Here is a 17,315-nt window from a genome sequence, read left to right as displayed (position 1 = left end):
GGTCGAAGATGTGTTTGGCTGACGAGATGATCACCGACAGTCGAAGAGCAGTTACAGGAATCTTCAACAGGCCGAACCTGTGAGCCGGTCGACCCTCCTCGGCAGGAAAGAGAATCGCACGATGGTTGCCCATGAACGACGACCTCAGCGCCGGATAAGGCCGAACCGGTGGGCCTCGTTCAGTAGGTGCCGGACGGAGGAGGGCTGCCATTTTTTGCCGCCTCGCGCAGGCCGTTCTCCCATCTGGTCCAGCTGAGCGGCAATGTCGCGAAGCGACAGATCAGGATCGGCAATGGCGATCGCTGCTACCAGCTTCATCAGATGGTCCTCCGGCGCGCGGCGAGGGGACCGGCCCAACAGTTCGTTTTCCGCGAGCTTTTCGCGGACTAGGCGACGAACGGCGCGACGGAGGCGTTCGACGGTCCAGTCGTGACCGCGGCGATTAAGAACCCGCACAACATTGTCCCAGCTATGTTGCGGCCGAAGTTGTCGCACCACCGGCAGCCATGTCTGCGCCGAGACAATGAGCTCATCGAGATAGCGTTTCTCCCGCGCTTGCGAGACCGCTTTGATTGCCTGCGGTCGTCTTTCTCGCAGACCCGGGTTTCCAGGAAGTTTGCCGCGCGCCTTCGCGGCCTTGATGCCAGCTTTGGTACGTTCGGCGATCAGAGCACGCTCGAGCTGCGCGACCGCGCCGAGCACCTGAAGGGAAAACATGCCCTGTGGCGTCGAAGTATCGATCGGGTCACGTATCGACCGGAAATGCACGCCCCGCTCCTCGAGGTCCTCGATCACGGATAAGAGATGGCTCACCGATCTGGCCAGCCGATCAAGCCGGACGACGACTAGGACGTCGCCGGTGGTGAGCTCACCGAGCAGCCGCGTCAATACTGGTCGGGCGCGCGATGCACCGGAGCCGTGCTCCTGATAGATCCGATCGCAGCCGGCGGCCCTCAATTCATCGATCTGGGCATCGTGGACCTGATCGTCCGTCGACACACGGGCGTAGCCGATCAGCCGCTTAGGACGCAGGTGGGGATTGACGGGTTGTGGCTTCGCCATGGCGCGCCTTTACGAGTTTGGTTTAAAGATGCTTTGTACAGATAAGGAATGCGTGAGAAAATGGTCAGTTGCAAGCGTGTTTTATGTGTTGAATAGCGGCCCGCCAGACTCAAATCGTTACCCGGGATGAGCAATGGAACATCCATATAGGCAAACGCGCGTCAGCGGGCTTCTGTGGCGGAAATGCTGGAAAGCAGCGGTTTCGGAGATGGTCCTCGAGCGAAGGAGCCTGCAGACGGGCGCGGAGCTCAAAACCTGAAGAGGGTACGGGCCATGTGCGCCGACGGCGGCCGGCGAATGCTGCATCGAGGAGTCCGGTCCTCCTAGGCGAAATCGCCCGAAAAGCCCGGAAAACTAGGCGTTTCCGGCGATCCAAGGCGACCGACATCGCTGATTTGCGGCGTGATAGCAATCACCTCCGATAAGCACATTACTTATCGATGGCCAGCGATGCGCTGGTGCAATTTATCCAGTGGCGAACCCAAACGTCGAGATAGATTTCCTTTAGCAAATCATTTACCATATTTTCAATGCCTTACGATCTCGCGAAAATCAGCATGACAGCCCTGATGCGGCCGGCTTTCCACGCCGGTATCGCGCTCACCCGTTTCGACGAGCGCATCGCCCGTTCGCCGGTCGGGCAGGGCTTCCTCGAGCGGCAAAATTTCGCCGACGCCTGCGCGTCCTTATGGATCGACGGGGAACTCGTTCATCTCGAAGACCTCGTCCTCCATGACGCCACCCGCGACATCCGCACTCCCACCCACGAACTCACCATCGCCCGCGACGTCCTTCGCACCCGCCGGCGCATCGCCGCTCAGTCGCCAGACTGGGCGCTCTCGGTCGACGGCGTTCGCATGCTGCGCCAGACCTCGGAGGTCACAGCCGCCGGCGCTGACGGGGCGGAAGTGACCAGCACCATCCGGCGCGCCGTCCCGGCGGATCCGGAAGGGGAGGGGGAGGATGATGATCTGCCCGGCGTCGACTATGCAGCCATCGATGCGGTGCTTGCCCGATCGGAGGCGGCGATCGAGGACGCCAGGCGGCCCGGCCGCGCGGGCGACAGCCGTGCGACGGCTAGCCGTCCGGAGAAAGATCCGATGATCTACGATCTCGACTGGGACGAAGATGCTCGGTTCGACGAATGGCGCGTCGTGCTACGGCAGGCTGAGGGCTTGCCGGCGGCACTTCAGGCGATCATCGCGCTCGATGCCTGGAATGAGCTTTCCGTGCTGCAGCACGCGCCTTGGCTCGGCCGTCTTTTAGTCGCCTCGATCCTGCGCCAGGCCGGCATCACGGCAGGCGCCCATCTTGCCGCTATCAATCTCGGCCTGAAGACTATTCCCGTCGATCGGCGCCGGCATCGCGATCGCGAGACCCGGCTGCTGGCGATCGCTCGCGGGTTTTTGATGGCCGCCGAGATCGGCATGAAAGAGCATGACCGGTTGGTGCTGGCCCGCACCCTATTCGAGCAGAAGCTGGAAGGTCGACGAACGTCGTCAAAATTGCCGGAGCTAGTCGAACTGGTGATGGCAAAGCCGCTCGTGTCGGCCGGGATGGTCGCCAAGACTCTGAAGGTGACGCCGCAGGCGGCGCGGCGGATCGTTTTGGATCTCGACCTTAGAGAGATAACGGGGAGGGGGAGGTTTCGGGCGTGGGGTGTGATGTGATCGAGCCCGACCATCTGCGTTCATCGTCTGGCATGCACTGGCTCAATCGCAAACCCATTATTGACGAGTGTCCAACTCGCTGTAGTGAACGCGATAATCCAAGTCGATCACACGGCCCAAAGTTGCTTTCGAGCGATCGACATTACCGCCCCCAAATTTCTGCGAGTACATCGTTCACCGCCGACGTGAACCTCTTGCGCGCAGCCTTCATGTCGGCTTCCTTCTTCTCGCGGTCCAGCCACAAGCGCTCGAACCTCTGTGTCCGATCTCATCAGATAACCATAGCACGCCGATTCCAAAGCCGTCCTTGGCAGGGATAGATGGCAACAGAACCACCCGTCAGGGCCGTTGCGACACTGCTTTGATAAAGCATTTAGCTGTTCAGAAGCAGCAAATTGGCCGTCGAGGTCAGGCCTGCTCGCCTGACAGCAGTTCCTTCTGAAGAAAATAGCAGAGGTAATCGGTACCTATCAATCTGGCGATCGATTTCCGCGTCTGCCGCAAACACAATGAGTCAAATTTTCGCAGCTTTTCAATATAATAGAGGCCGCCTTTCGCCGATAACTGTGCTGGTTGTGTGGGTGACAATGCTATCCCATCAGTTGAGTTAGATTGAACGAAGCCAACTCAGGGGAACGAGTTTGATATTATCTCGCCACCGTTGGACGGTAGAGTCCCGGAACCAGTCTTCCAAAAGTTCGACGTGGTCCATAACGATGATTTGCAAATTAGGGTAGTACTCTGCGCAATACTCGAAGAGTAGTCGATAGAGCCTCCCGACGGCCGCCTGATCTTCGTCTCCCTTGCCATCGATTTCGCCAACGTCGCGTTCGGGTGGGTAATGCGCTTGAGACGGCTGATCGAGCATCAGGAATGCCGGGACCGGTCGATTCCGAGCACGGAACAAGCCGTGCATCGCGAGATGTGCAGCGACATGGTATCCCACCCAGTTTTCGCCACTTCCAATTTGAGGCAATGCCAGGGGGCCGTCTATAGTGTCGGCGACGACCGTAAGGTTCTTACGGTCGAGGCGTAGAGGGTTGTCGCCATGTTCGAGTTCCAGCAATCTTGCGTACCGGGTGAGGTCGCGCCCGACGATCCCCAATGCAGTTGTGAGCCTCTCCTCGAGCGCCTCTTGATCAAGCAGTTGCTCAAGCTCGGACACTTCGGCTCGGGCCCTCGCGATCGCGAGCCGGATACCCTCGTCGGAGGCGACGGTTCTTGCATTTTCGAGATAATATCCAATTCGGCCGGCCGTTCGAGCCTGCTCGGTGAACAGGTCTTGCTCGATCCGAAGTCGCTCGTTTTCTGATATTCGAGTGAGGATGTCGGCCTGGACGGTCTTTAACTGATCTTCGAGTGTGTTCCGACGTGACTCAAGGTCCGCCTGCCTTGCCTGCAGGCGCGGATTGTCCCGACGCACCGATTGCAGCTGCCCCTCAAGTGCAGTGAGCGATTTACGCACATCGCTAACAGACGGGATGGGTGTTGCCAGATGACTGTCGCAAAGGGGACAGGTCGCGGCATCGCCGCTGTCGTCGGCGAGCAAGCCAATTGACGCCAGCCGTGCTTGTTGCTCTCTGGCCTCGACTTGAAATTCTGAAGCCTCGCGTTCAAGCCGCTGAACGTCTGCAATCTCTTCGCGTACCTCTTGCAGTTCGCCACGCAGCCGCCGCCGGCGGGTCTCCAGATCGGTCAGGTCCGCGGCCGGATCGTCGTTGCGGGCGTAGGCAAGCTCTCGGGGTGCGGCAGCGCTTGCCAGTAGGGCGCGGAGGTCAGCTGTAGAGTCAGCCAGTACGTCCGGGGCTAGAAGGCCAACGCGTTTGGCTTCCTGCAGCAGTGACTGGGCAGTGCCAGATGCTTCATTTGCTAGGGACCGAGCTTCGGCATATTCACGCTCGAGCCTGCGCAATCGCGCCCGAGCTTCATCGTAGCGCATGCGTTGAAGGTAGTGATCCTCACCCATCGCGCCGACGAAGTAAGGCAAAGTATCCTTGATGTGCGAAGGGATAAATTGTTCGCCCTGCCGATGAAAAAGAAGGCGGCGACTTGCTATCTCGTCTTGGGCTTGTAGGCAAAAGAAGATTGCCTGGCTAGCCGAAGCTTCCAGCGGTGCCCGCGTCGATCCGGGCTCCGGCACGTGCTTGTTTTCAGCTATGCCCAGTACCATTGAAAGCTGGGCACGCAAACCATCGGCTGTGATGTTCTTCACGAAGGGCTGCGGCGTGTCTGGAAATCCCTCAACACCCCGCTCGAAAAAGATTTCGTCGCTGGCTTTTCCGGCTGGTCCCGGATTTTTGCGCGCTATGAGGATTCCTTCGCCGTCGCGATCGAGGAGGATCGAGAACCAGGAGACGCTGCGCCGAATTTCGCCCTCGGGGATAGTACATTCGCCCCGTCCCCAACAGTAGTCGACGATATCGAGTAACGCCGACTTTCCCGTCTTTGAAGCACCGGTGACAATGTTCAGACGACCGAGAACAAAGTCGACGCCGCGGCGCTCACCGCTATGGGAATAAATTGCGACGGCGCGCAACTGCAATGTCATGGCGTCACACCCATGGTTTGAAGAATCTGAACCGGCGCGCCCTGATTGGCGAACCATCGACCCAACAATGCAGCTGCGCGACGGATGTCGTCGACGTCAGATGTCGAGGTTGGTGTTTGTGCGGAGAGCTTCATCGGTTTTTGCCCTGTCCGCAATCCTTCGGCGCCCACTACGAGTGCCTTGTGCTGAGCAAGGAACAGCAAAGCCTCCCGGCTGATCGGACGGAGGCGCAAAGTGCGGTCCGGTAGCTCGGCGATAACCGCTTCATTTTCTGCCGACCAGGTCGCAAAAGTCGTATTGGCCCTGCCGGGCAGAACTGCAAGGGTGGGAGGGTGTAGTAGTAACGGCAGAACGACAAAGGCAAGCGGAAGGGGAAATGCTGAAGCTCGAATTCGCTCATAATCCTTGACGGCACGAGCAATCAGTTCGCCGCAAAATGCTGGGTTGAGAAGTGCTGCTTCCTCGGAGGGACGATCGCGCCACGCGAGGCTCCATCGTGACGCCATTGCTAGACCTCCTCGGTTGCGCACGCCGTCTCATAGTCCGGGTGCCAGCCGACACGCAGCTCGTTGGCCAGAATGTGATAAGAGCCCACCGTCAAAAAGCGGTGAGTGACGGTCCGGAACGGGAAACGGGCGTCAGCTTCCACCCAGCTATACAGCTCCTGCCCAGCCTGGCGGTATTCCAAATCGGTCATTCCGCCATCTCCAATTCTATCGCGCATCTGCTGAAAGCGCGGTTGCCATTCCTCGATGAGAGTCATCTCGTATCGCGCGATCTCGCCATCGAAGACCAGATGCTCGCGAACCCATTTGGATCTCTGGGTAAAAGCGCGGTAGTAGTCGCGCTTAGCATATTCGATTCGATTTCCACCAACGCCGATCGCCTTCAATTGGCGGACAAATGCGCGCCTTTCGTAGTCGGCGATCTCGTCCGTTGTGGGATCAACATGCTCCTGGTCTGCGACCAAAGCATCCCGTTTCAAGCCATCGCGTATGTCGTCGAGCTTTGCTTCTAGCTCCAACACAGAGATTGACTCCACAGGGCTCGCCATAAGTGCTTTGCAAACGCGTGGCCACCACCAGCCCTCCAGTCGCTCGCGGGCAACACCTGCCTGACCCCGAGGCGCAAGCATTCGCAAGTCGTTCTCGATGGTCTTGTCCAGATCAGTGACGAGAGGTTGATTGTCAAGGATTTCGACCGAGCTCAGGAGGGAGGCACGCATTGTTGGGCTGAGAGCCATGAAAGCGGCGTAAGCTGCATTCAATTCTTGATTTCTCCCCGCCTCAGCTACGGCAACCAGCAGCGCAGCAGCAGCCTTAGGATCGCGTGTTTTTCCTTCGGAGTAGGTGCCAGGCGGAAGGAGCATGGCAGCTGCGCTATCGCTTGGCGCACGACCGGTTGTCACCAAAGCCAGACGGGTACGCGCGGGAAGTGTCGGATCTTTCGCAGTAGCCTCACTCCAGACGCGAAGTGTCTTCCAAAGGTCGACGCTTTTGTCCGTGAGACTTGCGATACGATCGATGTGGTGCTTGGCCTGAAGAAGCTCCAGCGGTGTTCCATCTCTCTCGAATGAAACATCGTCTAGCCGTTCGATGCCTACCTCTACCCCCGCATCGGCATTCACGTGCCTCAGACACAGCGCTAGAGCCAAGCGAGCCTGATAAAGATAACCTGATGCGGATGGAGCTGCGCTGAAGTTCGTAGATGCAGTGGCCAAGCTAATCCCCCTAGGGTTGAGCTTAACCATTTTTTCTTGAACAGCAATCTCGCGCCAGTAATTTGTGCGTTCCAAGAACAAAGCGCACAGAAAAACTGTCCGCACTCACTGCGAAAGACAGTGGTGCAGACCGTCTAACGTCGACAGCCGAGCCTTTTGTGCTCCGCAGTCAGGTAGATCAAGTAACTTCATGTAAGATTGCAGAAAAGTCGCACTCGCCGAGATTGAGGGGCCTTCCCTCCAACATATCGGTACCGTGTCTAATCCCGCCTGCTTTGGGTGATGAAAGACAGGCTAAGCAGTAACGACAGACTCTGGTCTTGATGCCCGTCGGTCGATTCCCGGTCCTTGAGCTCGCGAATAATCTTGTTGAAATATGACTGTTAGATTGATCTAGCTGCAAGCCCTGGGTCTCGAAAAGCCGTGGAAATTATTCCAGCAGCCAGAGAACTGCTTGAATAGCATCGACCGCGAGGTCGATCGTCGAGGCGTCCACCGGTCAAATATCCGTTGGTCCGACAACGCTGACAAGCGTTCGGATCAACCCTAATTGGTCAAACCATGACTAGACCGGCTTGGCTGCACAGGAGCTCAAACGCTGGAGTGGCACGAGTTGACAGCCGCCCAAAATTGAACCGGCTGCGCTGCAACCCAGCGCGATCGCGTGCCGGTCCTATCCTTCCTTATTATGTTTCATCGGAACGGAATATTGCTGCAGGAAAGTTGTCGGCGTGAAGCTGTGGGTCGTTAGAAGCTGACCGATGCGCTGGACGTCGTTGAGGACATTGGCGTCTCCGAGAGCTTTTGCGAAATCAAGCAATGCGTTGCGCAGCTTCTCAAGTTGCTTTTCGGTCATGACCCGGGCGCCCTCGATCACCGCCGCTCCCGGACCGACATGTTTCAACGGGTGAATAATCAGCACGTGTTTCGGCACGGTCTTTGTATATTTCTCCTCGAACCAGTCGATCGCTTGGCCCAACTGCCCAAGATCATCCTTAGATATTCCCTTTTCGGACTTCGCACCGTTCTTGCATTCGATGACGACAAACTCGCCATTGGAAAAGGCCAAAAGGTTGTCCGGTCCCTTTTCGAAAGAGATCTCCGGCCGCTGCGACCCCATGCCAAGCAAGCGTCCCATGGCCATGATGGCGCCCTCGAACTCGTTGTTGGTGTCGGGCACAAACTGCAAGTCCTCGACGAGACTCTTGAAATGGAGAATCCGATCGGTTGCTTCCAGGAAGCGACTCCGGTGATACTCTTGAACCGCGGCAGCCTGCTTGCCGGCAACCGGCGCCAGTTTCTGATAGGCAATGCCCTCGATGGGCTTCAAAACCTGCTGGTTGAGCTTGTGCGCTGCCAGTAGTACCTTCTGCGCATTTCCCGGATCGATATGGTGAGCGATTTCCGCTTGCCTGACGAGCGCGAATGCTTTCGCGTCGTCATCATCGAGGGTGTTCCCGAGGGTCTTCAGAACCCCAACAGCACCGGGGTGATCGTTGATCCTTGCTAGGTCGAAGGCTTCGCGAATCCCGACCCCGACTGGGTCGAGCGAGAGGCCCGGTTCAACCTTGGCCTTGAGGAGCGCTTTCTTGGCAACCTTGACCCATTGGGGATCGCGATCGAGGCATTGCTGGATGACCTTTTTCAGGCCTGCCATGTCCGTGCCGTCGAGCTGTTTGGCCAAGCTCGTCGAGAGTTCGAGTTGCGCCTGCGTCGCGCCGGTCAGCATCTTGCGGCCTTCCGGAGACTTGATCCGGCTCGTGAGCTTCGCTCCACACAGGAGGACGACGCAGTAGTCGTCGTTCGAGCGAACACCCCGCCCCATGCCTTGCTCGATGCGTTGCATTTGGCGGCGAAGTCCAGCCTTCGAATCCGCCAGAATGTTCATGTCGGACGCCTCACGAAACGAGGACACCTCGGGAAGATCGACAAGCGCGAGAACGCGGCAAGAATTTCCGGGCAGATCGATGCCGTCGTACCGGTTGATCAGAATGGTCAGGCCGACATGTCCCGCCCGCAATTTGTCGATGCCGACCGTCACCTTGTCGCCGATCAATATCTGGTCGGCGACATCAGCCCAATCCTCTGAAGCAGCCTTCGAAGGAACGATCACCACGACGTTTTCTTTTTTCGCGATGCTAACAAGCATCTTGCGAATGTCCGGTATCTCGATGTCGGGGTTGAGCTCTTGCGGCATCAGGATCATCCGCTCGCCCATGAACTGGGAGGATACTGGAATGATCGGGTCAGGAAGCTTTTTGGAGTTCGCGCCGAAATGGGTAATCAGCACCGTATCGTCCGAGAGCGTCGCCGTCATGTAAATCCGGCGCTTTGCCTTCGAGAAGGATCGAAGCAGATCGGTGGGCGGGCAGATCGGCTCGATTTCAAGCGACTGGCCGCCAATGAAGCAACGGCAATAGGGAAGGATCTCGTGAAGCAGCGGGTAGCTGAACATCAGCTCGTCGTCGTCCTTGCTCTCATGCAGAACCTTGAGGATCTTGTCTTGCTTGTCCTTCCAGGCCCAGAACGGCACTTCCATGATCGCGCGGGGATCGCTTGCCTCCAGCGAGAGGAACCGTGAATGGCTTTGCTTCTTGAGATCGCCGGAGACGATCTTCAGAATTTTACCGTAGCCTTCGTGGGTGTGCGGAAGCTTGATCCGGAACTGATCGGAGATCGTCGCGATCGAAGCATGGGCGTCGTCGACGATAACCGCGCCGATATTGAGTTTGACGTTCTCGACACCGAAAACCGATCGGCCGTTGAAGAGTTTGTGGACGGTCGTGACGCAGATCTTCTGACCAGCGGCGAATGCCGCGTCGCGGGGATCCTCCACCACTTCTAGTCCAAGTGCTTTTGCTTCTTCGGTGACCTGCGAGACCAATTGATGATCAGGGCAAATATAAAGCGCAGGGCCAACACTCTCGTTGAGCGAGCTTTGCAGCAGGAGAAGCCCGACGAGCGTCTTGCCGCTGCCGACATTGAGCTTGATGACCGTGTCGCGCTGCTCACGCAGTTTGACCCAGGCCTTCATGACCTCCGTTTGGATATCGCGGGGGAATGCAAAGCGTTTGTCTCGGTTGAGCGTCAGAAAAATGTCGCGAGGGTCGATGACGGGTGCTTCGTCGTCGTCCAGCAAGTCTTCAAAATTTACCAAATTTGCCTCCCAGCAGCGCGCCAATCGGTGGCCCACGCCGCATATATTCATCAACCTGAGATTTACCAATGACCGTTTCGATGCGTCCGTCTGATGTTTTCAAATTAGGGCGCGTCGAAAGGCGCTGATCGACTCGGATAGTATTGGAAGAGGAAAGCTAGTTTAACTAACAAGCTGCGGGAAGCGAGTGTGTTCAAGAGCCATGCTAAGGTCGAAGCTGCCAAGGTTCTTTTTCGACCAACATTAATGCGTTGCCCAAGGAAGTTGATCCCGCATCGGATCGGAGGCGCGATGGGATCGTGTTCCTTCTCTCCGCTTGGGTTCGCCAACGCAATATAACATTCCCAGTGCAACTGCGTATCGCTATTCTCGTTGGGTCCGGTCGTACAGTTCTTGCACCCAGGGCGAATGATGGTGCTCCTGAAACACGAGGCATAGTTCTTTCCGTGGCCGAGTGACGCCTACGTAGAACGACCGACGCGCCTCACGCATCCCCAACTCCGTCTTGCGATCCCGTTTGTTGGGAAAGTCGCCATTGTTGACGCCGTACATGATGACAGCGTCGAATTCGCGGCCCTTGGCGCTATGTAGGGTGCTCAGCGTCACGCGGCCGGCGCTATCCGCGCGTCCTGCGAACTGCGCAAGGGGAAGATCGAGATCCTTCGTCGGGTCTGTGCCGGATATCATTTCGGCGCAGATCTCCCACTCTTGCTCTGTATTGCGTGCAAGTGCTCGCCAGGGAGTGATAAGTTCGCGATCGAACCGCTGAAGCCACGTGTGCGTGGTCGCCGGCGAGCCGATAGAGCTTTCAAGGAACAGAATGAGCTGCCGCGATAAAGCGTCCTGTTCGGCTTCGCTCACGTGGCTACCAAACATCAGCGCCGATGCCTGGGACAGGAGGCGAGAGAAGGGCGGATCGGCATCATGCCACCCCCCGGTCGCCCACCTGGCGCAATCTTCGATAAACCGCGCCAGCCGTGAGCTTCTACGCACCAGCGCCTTCGTATCCGTGCGGACGAAGGGAATACCTGCCTGTTTCAGAGCTTCCGCAACCTTGTCCCCGAGCCAGGCAGCTCGGTAGAGCACGGCAATCTCGCCATGAGCTGTCCCCTTTGAGATAAGATGCGGGATGACGCTTGTCGCGATCATGTCGGCCTGAGTATCGAGCCCCATCGGAGCCCCCCAGAAGGAGATTTCTCCTTCGGGCGCTCCAGCCACTTCCCGATAGTCTCTCTCCTCGCCGAGTGCACCCAGCGAGGCCTTGATGAGCATTCCGCCCGATCGGTAGTTGAATCGCAGCTTGATGGTCTCAACGTCCGGTCGCTGTGTTAGGCTTTCGAGAAGTGCCGGATTAGCGCCGGCGAACGTGTAGATCGACTGATCCGCGTCGCCAACCGCAAAAAGCCGAATCCCGCCGCCAAAGCAAAGCAGGAGCACTAGCTCATGCAGGGCATGCCCGAGATCCTGGTACTCATCAACAAACAGCACCGGAAAACGGGCCCAGATTGCCTCCCGGATCCAGGTATTTTCCTTGATCATGCGGTAGGCGAGGAGCGGCATGTCGTCGAAATCGATCAATCCCTGGCCACGAAGTTCCCTCTCATAGTGTTCGATGAAGGTCACGAGTTCCGGGTTGCGGCCCAACCACTCGGGCCGTGTCCGGTCAACATCTCGCTTTCGCTTCTCGGATGCGAAACCCCAGCGGTCATGGGGATTCTCGCCCCCCTTTATGGCTGACTCGTACGCGGCCTCCACCGCTGCCCGAGCCTGTGCCTTCGTCGCTATTTTCAGCTCCGCGGGAAGGCCAATCGAGACGCAGCGAGCGTAAGGCGCGATAACCTGGCTTAGCGCGAAGCTGTGAACCGTCCCGATGAACGCCCGATCGCCGGGCGCGATGCCCAGCTTGGCAAGCCGCGTCTCAAGCTCAATGGCACATTCATTGTTGTAGGTGATGCAGGCGACACCACGCGGATCGACGACATCTTCCGAGAGCGTCCGCGCCATCGCAGTCGTCAGGGTCTTGGTCTTCCCGCTTCCAGGACCAGCGAGGACGACGCAATGTCCGGTCTCCAGAACGGCCTTCGATTGCTCCGGATTGGCTCTGAGCTCCTCGATTGCCTGAAGGAGGACCTGGCTACTGGACACGGCCGACCACGTTCCGAATTGCGTTTTCGATGTATGGCGGCGGCGCCAGACCAGCGGATTTCTTTGCCAATCGCGAGCTCAATCGCCCTTTTCCGATATCGGCGACCATCGCAAGCAGTTGCGCCGGATCGACGGGGTTGCCCGAGCGCCAATTGGCAATACGCTTCGTCCGAATTGAGCCGAAGCCCTGCTCACTGAGGATATCGAGGAGGGGGGTGAGAAGCCCCGGCGTGTTGGCGACCGACACCTCGAACGTCTGCTCGTTCAGGAAGATCCCTGATCCTGCAGCTGTCGACGCGAGATCTGCATAGGGCTTCGCTTCCCACGTAGCGCGTGCCTCTGCCGTCATTGGTGCGTTTCCTCGCACCGCCAGTATGTCCTGCCAGAGGTCGATGACCCTCTTCCGGCCCAGCGGGGGCTTAGGGGGCTTCGAGCCGTCCAGCGGATCCCAGTCGGTGATCACCGACCAGGGGACCCCGAGCGCCTCTGTGAGTTTGACATAGGGGCCGAAATTCGTACCCGCCACGTTGCAGACCGTGATGCCGAGGTCGTCCAGATTAAATCCGAGCGATGCGGCGAACACCGGGACAAGCGCTTCCTCGGCATCCCCCTCGACATGAATGACGCCGCGGGCGAACAGCATTTCCGCCCGCGTCGCATCAAGGTAGTTTTCCAGATCATCCAGTTCCTCCGGCGTCACCGGAAGATTGGCGAGCGAGTAGGCCTGCGTGGCGCGGTCCCGCGTTCGTAGCTGAATGATCGATCGCAATGGTGTCACGGCCGCGAGGGTGGGCGAATGGCTCGTGACGACCATGGTTTGGGCCGCGCTGGCCTCGTTCAGCAGCTTCTTGAAAACGGATCGCTGCAATTGCGGATGCAGATGGGCCTCCGGCTCCTCGATACAGAGCAGCGAGAAGTTTCGCTCGTTCTTTCGCCTGCGCCAGGCAAACTCTGCAAGCTTCAGCGCCAGTAACGCGACGTTGGCTGAACCGAGGCTAGCTTCGGCAATTCCGCGCTTGCCGCCGTCGATGAACATCGCGATCGCCCGAAAGAGCCGCAACGGGTCGGACGGAGCAAATCGAAGTCGCGCATCGACATCATGCGCCTTGCCTGAAAGGTGAAGGATACCGGCGCGGAGTTCATCCTCGAGCGCCTTGATCGTGGGAAATGCCTCGAGGCTCTTTGTAGCTTTGTCGAGTTCCGCCGCAACGACATCGAGATCGGCGCGGCTGATGCCAGCGACCGCTTCCTCAAGAAGATGCCGGATCGGCGACGTCCGCCAAGTAGCGAGCTGCCCCTCGGCGTCCCGCAAGGCATCCAGGACATCGATCGCTATGCGCCGACGGACTTTGCCCGGAACGGTGCGAGTCTCGACACCCCCGCCATACACCAGAAATTCGCAATCCTCGCTGGACTGCGCTGGGCCGGTAACCTCGGCCTTCTTTCGAAAGACGTAGCTGAGCCTCGCAATGCTCGGGTCGTGAGCAACGCGAAAATCTGTCAGGAGCGCAACGAGGGCCGGGTCGCCCGCGAAATCAGCTATATCGAGATGGACCTCGATCGGTTGGCTGAAGTCGGCCGGGCATCCGTCCCAGAAATCCGACAGCCGCAGTTGCCGCGCTGCATCCGGAAGTGCCGGGTCCAGGATCAGGCGGATCGCAAACAGAAGATTGGTCTTTCCGACGCGATTTTCCCCAAGCAGCACGATATTGCCGTGCAGCGGGATATCGACGAATTTGAAGTTTCTGAAATTCCTGATGCTTAGTTTACTGAGCCGCATTTCCGTTTTTGCCCGAGCCTCAATATCCAACGGCCAATATTTGATAACAAAAGATTATTGCGCCTGAACTATTCAATGACGTCTATCTTTTGCATGCTGGAGAATTCATTTGGCAAACTATTTTTTGAAGCCGGTTCGCTATCCCGATGACAACGGGGATTTCCATAGCAACGTGCGGTCGAACTGGGAAGGCGGCCGAATGACGAACGTCTGCTTCGATCTCAACATCCTCGCTCGAATCAGCGAGATATTCGGCAATCCATCGTCAGCTGAGATGCATGATCTGCCGGAGCTTCGACAGGAGCTCGCTCTTCCGGGACTCATTTTAAATCCCGGCTTCGCCTATCGCGAGATGGACCCGCAAAAGCTCCTCGGCAATTGGGAGGCGTTCAAGCATTTTGTGTCTTCACTATCTCCCGCATATCGCAACACTCCTGATGCGACCTGGACACCAGAGCTGTCATGGTCGGTTGGTCAGGCGGACGACGCGCCGCGATCCTTCTGGGCGCTACCTGAAGCCAAACGGGAATATCTCATCGGCTTCTATATCGCGCAGCTCTTGTTGCGGGTAGGGCGCAAGGCCCTCGGCGAGCCGCAAACTATGCTTTTAGCCTATCTCAACGACAGCTATCGCCTCAGTGGGCAATTTCTCCCGCTGGAGGCACGGATCGCACAGTTCGTCTATTTCGATCGATCGCGCGTGCCCGCCGGCGCCTGGTCGAAGTTCTGCCGTGACATTCGCGAGAATTTCACCAAATCAGCAAGCACGCTGCCCAGGCTCCAGTCGGTGGTCCTCAATCAGGTTCTCGACACCGTTTTGCTTCGCAGCGTACAGGTACTTCATTACCGTACGTCTCTTGAAAGCGATGTCTGGATCGTGACCCAGGATCGAGGCATGGCGAATTTCGCCAGCACGTTCTGCTATTCTCCCGACCACCGATCAAGCATAGGGCTCTATTCCGCCTTCATGACGCTTTCTCCGTTCCCTGAAATGGACACGGACCCATACTGGCGCGAAACGGACGCCATGATCGATCATTTCGCCGACGCGCCGCGCCGGACCTTCGAACTTCCTTATCTGGAGACCCGCGCACGCCAGATCGAGGAGCAGCTGAAGCATCAATTGGGCGGTTGAGCGGCTGAGGACCGCGGCTCGCTTGCGGCAATGCACCTTGTGGAGGACGTCCACCGCGCATAACAATATGAAGAAAATTCGGGCGGGTTGTTTGGGAATGCAGTTCAAGCAAAGAACATTAATGCAGATCGCAGATATGATCTGCGGAAATTTCGAAGACAAGGATAGCTATTTCCGTTATCGTTCAAGCACCTATCTCACCGAGTTTTTCTACGACTGCGATACGGACTATCGCCACGACGGGTCGACCCGCAACTATTGGGTGGCCGAAACACTTAAGCAAATTCTTACCGAGCCGCATCCGGGGCCAAGCGTTCCTCCGGAGACGTTCGGACGTGTCATCAAAACCCTGATGGACCAATCGGATGCCAAGAACGAGGATTCTGATCGGCCAAATGCGTTGGAGATGCTCAACGGCGCGCTGGCGCGGGAGGGCTTCGAGGTCTTCTACGCCGAGGACCGTCAATGCTATCTGCGCCACGTCGCGACCAACACGATTGCGACGGCAGGGCCCAATCCCCATCGCCCATTCTCGGCGACAGAGCTCAAGCGCCGAGAGCAGTTGACCGCATATCTCGAAAGCGTCTCGGAAGATGCGCTCATCGAAGACGTTCTGCTGCCGCTGTTCCGTCAGCTTGGTTTTCACAGGATCACCGCGGCGGGGCACCGGGACAAGCAACTGGAATACGGCAAGGACGTGTGGATGAAGTACACGCTGCCGACGCAGCACGTCCTCTATTTTGGCATGCAGGTGAAGAAGGGGAAGCTTGATGCTGCCGGCGTCAGCAAGGCCCAGACGGCCAACGTCGCCGAGATCCTGAACCAGGTCACGATGATGCTCGGGCATGAGGTTTTTGATCCCGAGATCGGCAAGCGCGTCCTGGTCGATCATGCCTTCATCGTAGCAGGCGGCGAAATCACGAAGGCCGCGCGAAACTGGCTTGGAAACAAGCTCGATGCCTCGAAACGCAGCCAGATTCTGTTCATGGATCGCGACGATCTCCTGAATCTGTATGTTGTCACGAACCTGCCATTGCCAACCGCAGCGGTGCCTACAGCCACGCCCCCGGATGACGGTGACCTGCCATTCTAGAGACGCCAGATCCGGCAAAACATCATCAATCAGTTTCAATAGGTTACGATAAGTTGCTCACACGCGGCCATCTCATTGGCCAGATCGTCGATGATCTGGCCGGCATTGCAGCGCAGGCTCAGCAGCGCGCGCAGCTGCATCTCTTTGACCTCCACGTCCACGTCGAGGACTTCGCCAAGGAGGTGCTCAATCGTGTGCTCGGCCTGGCCCTGGTAAACCTCAATGCGGAGCGCTCCAACAACCCGGGCCTCGACCTCGGCGACCCGGGCAGTGGCTGGGCATTTCAGGTCACCGGCGACAAGAAGGGCGCAAAGGTCAAAGACACGCTGGACAAGATCGATGCCAATCAACGGGCCAAGTACCAGCAGATCCGCATCCTGGTGATCGGTAAGAAGCAGGGCTCCTACACGTTCGAGGGCGAGCCTTTCGCCACGTTCAAGTTCACTGCCGATATGGTCTGGGATTTCGACGACATCTGCGCCCGCCTGATATCGCTGCCAATTGATACGCTCACTGACCTGGCAAGATACGTATCCAGCGAAACCCGCAGGGTTCGCATCGAGCTCGAGGTGGCTGATGAGCAGGGACGGTATCCGACCAACATCGACCACCTCATCGAACGTCAGCCCAGGCCGCAGCTCACCGACGCTTCAAAGATTGCGGCAAAGGACGATCAGGTTGACCAAGCAGAAGCCGAGAAGGTCATCAGGCTTCTCAGCGGCAAGCTTGCCACGCTCCCGCGCCTTACGCGCGAGGTTTTTCGATTTCTTGTCGAACGTCGGGACGAGAAGCTATCGAGCGGCGATCATTACCGGATCAGCGATCAGAAACTGCGCAGAATCTATAGCGGCGATGACCTCGATGGCGATCTCGCCCTGCTGGAGGAGGCGCGGCTCATTACGCTGGATGAGCCGGATGAACCCCGTGGGCTCCACTACTGGCTGATCCTTTTTCCGGGCGACAAGTTCAATACCGGCATTTCGATCATTGAATATGCGGACGAAC

At 57.9% G+C, this 17,315-nt stretch carries 11 protein-coding genes; 4 read left to right on the top strand and 7 right to left on the bottom strand.

What is annotated here, in order from left to right; all coding sequences use genetic code 11:
- Window positions 1-144: 144 nt before the first annotated feature.
- Window positions 145-1,062, bottom strand: coding sequence for a recombinase family protein (locus BN77_RS30450; RefSeq protein WP_007539569.1), 918 nt, complete (start codon window positions 1,060-1,062; stop codon window positions 145-147).
- Window positions 1,063-1,592: 530 nt separating this feature from the next.
- Here BN77_RS30450 and BN77_RS30445 point away from each other — a divergent pair.
- Entirely contained in the window at window positions 1,593-2,732 is a 1,140-nt protein-coding gene (locus BN77_RS30445) for an RHE_PE00001 family protein (protein ID WP_007539567.1), read from the top strand.
- Between the two features lie 607 nt (window positions 2,733-3,339).
- Here the strand turns inward: BN77_RS30445 and BN77_RS30440 are convergent.
- From BN77_RS30440 to BN77_RS30415, 6 genes are all read right to left on the bottom strand, one after another.
- On the bottom strand, window positions 3,340-5,280 hold the full coding sequence (locus tag BN77_RS30440; RefSeq protein WP_007539565.1) for a DUF3732 domain-containing protein: 1,941 nt from the start codon (window positions 5,278-5,280) through the stop codon (window positions 3,340-3,342).
- On the bottom strand, window positions 5,277-5,786 hold the full coding sequence (locus tag BN77_RS30435; RefSeq protein WP_007539562.1) for a three component ABC system middle component: 510 nt from the start codon (window positions 5,784-5,786) through the stop codon (window positions 5,277-5,279). The genes BN77_RS30440 and BN77_RS30435 overlap by 4 nt, the downstream gene beginning before the upstream one ends.
- Window positions 5,787-5,788: 2 nt before the next feature.
- Entirely contained in the window at window positions 5,789-7,075 is a 1,287-nt protein-coding gene (locus BN77_RS30430; protein ID WP_244426297.1) for an ABC-three component system protein, read from the bottom strand.
- A 598-nt stretch (window positions 7,076-7,673) separates the two neighbouring features.
- Window positions 7,674-10,157, bottom strand: a complete 2,484-nt coding sequence (locus BN77_RS30425; RefSeq protein ID WP_007539558.1) for a DEAD/DEAH box helicase — start codon at window positions 10,155-10,157, stop codon at window positions 7,674-7,676.
- Between the two features lie 363 nt (window positions 10,158-10,520).
- Complete coding sequence (locus BN77_RS30420; RefSeq protein WP_007539556.1) at window positions 10,521-12,302, bottom strand: ATP-dependent helicase; 1,782 nt, start codon at window positions 12,300-12,302, stop codon at window positions 10,521-10,523.
- Window positions 12,292-14,082 (bottom strand): ATP-dependent nuclease, encoded by a 1,791-nt coding sequence (locus BN77_RS30415; RefSeq protein WP_007539555.1) that lies wholly within the window; start codon window positions 14,080-14,082, stop codon window positions 12,292-12,294. Before BN77_RS30415 ends, BN77_RS30420 begins: the two co-directional genes overlap by 11 nt.
- A 109-nt stretch (window positions 14,083-14,191) precedes the next feature.
- On the opposite strand from BN77_RS30415, the gene BN77_RS30410 reads away from it, so the two are divergent.
- The 3 genes from BN77_RS30410 to BN77_RS30400 all read left to right on the top strand — a co-directional run.
- Window positions 14,192-15,217, top strand: a complete 1,026-nt coding sequence (locus BN77_RS30410) for a hypothetical protein (protein WP_007539553.1) — start codon at window positions 14,192-14,194, stop codon at window positions 15,215-15,217.
- 121 nt (window positions 15,218-15,338) lie between these two features.
- Window positions 15,339-16,310: a hypothetical protein gene (locus tag BN77_RS30405; RefSeq protein ID WP_244426296.1), complete on the top strand. Its 972-nt coding sequence runs from the start codon at window positions 15,339-15,341 to the stop codon at window positions 16,308-16,310.
- Between the two features lie 53 nt (window positions 16,311-16,363).
- The coding region (locus tag BN77_RS30400; RefSeq protein WP_040679116.1) for an SMEK domain-containing protein at window positions 16,364-17,315 on the top strand (952 nt) is incomplete at its 3' end.

Source organism: Rhizobium mesoamericanum STM3625 (assembly GCF_000312665.1).
GTDB lineage: Bacteria > Pseudomonadota > Alphaproteobacteria > Rhizobiales > Rhizobiaceae > Rhizobium > Rhizobium mesoamericanum.
The sequence above is the reverse complement of the archived record's forward strand: the minus strand, read 5'-3'. Positions and strand labels throughout refer to the sequence as shown.

Excerpts from the sequence above, each read along its gene's own strand:
- BN77_RS30450 (WP_007539569.1), bottom strand. The coding sequence starts at position 1,062 with ATGGCGAAGCCACAACCCGTCAATCCCCACCTGCGTCCTAAGCGGCTG.
- BN77_RS30405 (WP_244426296.1), top strand. The coding sequence starts at position 15,339 with ATGCAGATCGCAGATATGATCTGCGGAAATTTCGAAGACAAGGATAGC.
- BN77_RS30445 (WP_007539567.1), top strand. The coding sequence starts at position 1,593 with ATGCCTTACGATCTCGCGAAAATCAGCATGACAGCCCTGATGCGGCCG.
- BN77_RS30415 (WP_007539555.1), bottom strand. The coding sequence starts at position 14,082 with ATGCGGCTCAGTAAACTAAGCATCAGGAATTTCAGAAACTTCAAATTC.
- BN77_RS30435 (WP_007539562.1), bottom strand. The coding sequence starts at position 5,786 with ATGGCGTCACGATGGAGCCTCGCGTGGCGCGATCGTCCCTCCGAGGAA.
- BN77_RS30440 (WP_007539565.1), bottom strand. The coding sequence starts at position 5,280 with ATGACATTGCAGTTGCGCGCCGTCGCAATTTATTCCCATAGCGGTGAG.